Origin of the sequence: Acidovorax sp. HMWF029, from assembly GCF_003060895.1 — a bacterium.
Lineage (GTDB): Bacteria > Pseudomonadota > Gammaproteobacteria > Burkholderiales > Burkholderiaceae_C > Acidovorax.
In genome coordinates, this window is record NZ_QAIH01000115.1 from 1 (window position 1) to 1,586 (window position 1,586).

Genomic DNA, 1,586 nt, shown 5'->3' on the forward strand with positions numbered 1-1,586 from the left:
GCCCACACCCACGCTGTCACCCGCCGCCATTTCATCCAGCGCCACGCCGTGGCCGCTGCCACCGTCACGGGGCTGGGCTTTCCGGCCCTGGTGCGCGCCGCCGAGGCCAAGGAGTTTCGCCTGGGCCTGATCACGCCCGCTGGCCATTCATGGAACCGGGCTGCGCTGCAGTTTGGCGAGGCGCTCAAGAAGGAAACCGATGGCCGCCTGAGCGTGACCGTCTTCCACTCGGGCCAGCTGGGCAACGAGGCGGCGATGATGCAGCAGCTGCAGTCCGGCGCGCTCGATATGGGCTGGATCCAGGCGGCCGAGCTGGGCTCGCGGGTATCGAGCATCGCGGCCATCAATGCGCCCTACCTGGTGCGCTCCACACCCGCCGTGGCCAAGCTGGTCAAGCACCCGGCGGCCACCAAGCTGCTGGAGGTGCTGCCGCGCGAAACCGGCACCATTGGCCTGGGCTGGGGCATCACCGGCATGCGCGCCGTGTTCTCCACCAAGGACATCAACCTGCCCACCGACATCAAGGGCATGAAGCTGCGCATCAACCCCACGCCCGTGTACCGCGACTTCTACCAGATGCTGGGCGCCGCGCCCACGCCCATCCCGACGCCGCAAGTTTTTGATGCCATGAGCAACGGCCAGGTCGATGGGCTGGAAGCGGACATCGAGTTCTCATGGAACCAGCGCTTCGACAAGGTGGCCAAGACGCTGCTGCAGATGAACGCGCTGTTCATGCCGTTCGCGCCACTGGTCTCGGGCCGCATCTGGCAGGGGCTGGACGCCAAGGACAAGGACATCATCCGCAAGCTGGTGGCCCAGTCGCTGGATGCGCAGATCAACGACATCGTGAACACCGAGGCCGGGCTGATCGAGAAGTTCAAGGGCACGTCCATCGCGTTCAAGACGGCATCGGGCTTCAACCCCGACAGCACCATCCTGGAGTTCGACAAGCTGTGGCTGCCCAAGGCGCCGCAGATTGCCGAGCTGCGCAAGGCGGGCGCCAGCCTGGCCTGACGGTAGCTGGGCCGCGAGCCACCACGAGGCTGTTGACGATCTCGCAGTGGATCGCCAACAGGCTCTAAGATGCGGTCCGCGACCCCCGACACCCTACCCAGCTCCCCATGACCACCCGCAGCGCCTCATCCCCCCAGCGAGACCCCGGGCCCAAGCGGCGCGCGGCCGACGTGGCTTACGATGCCATCGAGGTCATGATCTCCACCCTGCAACTGCAGCCCGGCTCACCCGTGGTGGAGGCCGAAATTGTGGAAACCACGGGCTTGGGCCGCACTCCCGTGCGCGAGGCGCTGTTGCGCATGGTCTCCATCGGGCTGATTGCGCAGCAGCCCCGGCGCGGGCTGCTGGTGTCACACATCGACCTGGCCGACCACCTCGATGTGATCCAGACCCGCCGCGTGCTGGAGCGTCTGATTGCGTCTTGCGCCGCACGCCGCGCCACGGCACCGCAGCGACAGGCCATCATGCGTTGCGCCGAAAAGATGGTGGAAGCCGCCGCACGCTGCCACCTGGACGACTACATGCAGGCCGACCACGAACTGGACGTGGTGGTGCACCAGGCCAGCCAGAAC

The 1,586-nt window shown here is 66.8% G+C and carries 2 protein-coding genes; both read left to right on the top strand.

Features of this window, described 5'->3' with window-relative positions; translation table 11 throughout:
- Positions 1 to 1,014 (top strand): TRAP transporter substrate-binding protein (locus DBR12_RS07930; protein ID WP_233244347.1); only part of this gene is annotated, 1,014 nt, incomplete at its 5' end.
- A 107-nt stretch (positions 1,015 to 1,121) separates the two neighbouring features.
- On the top strand, positions 1,122 to 1,586 hold a 465-nt coding region (locus DBR12_RS07935), incomplete at its 3' end, for a GntR family transcriptional regulator (RefSeq protein WP_233244348.1).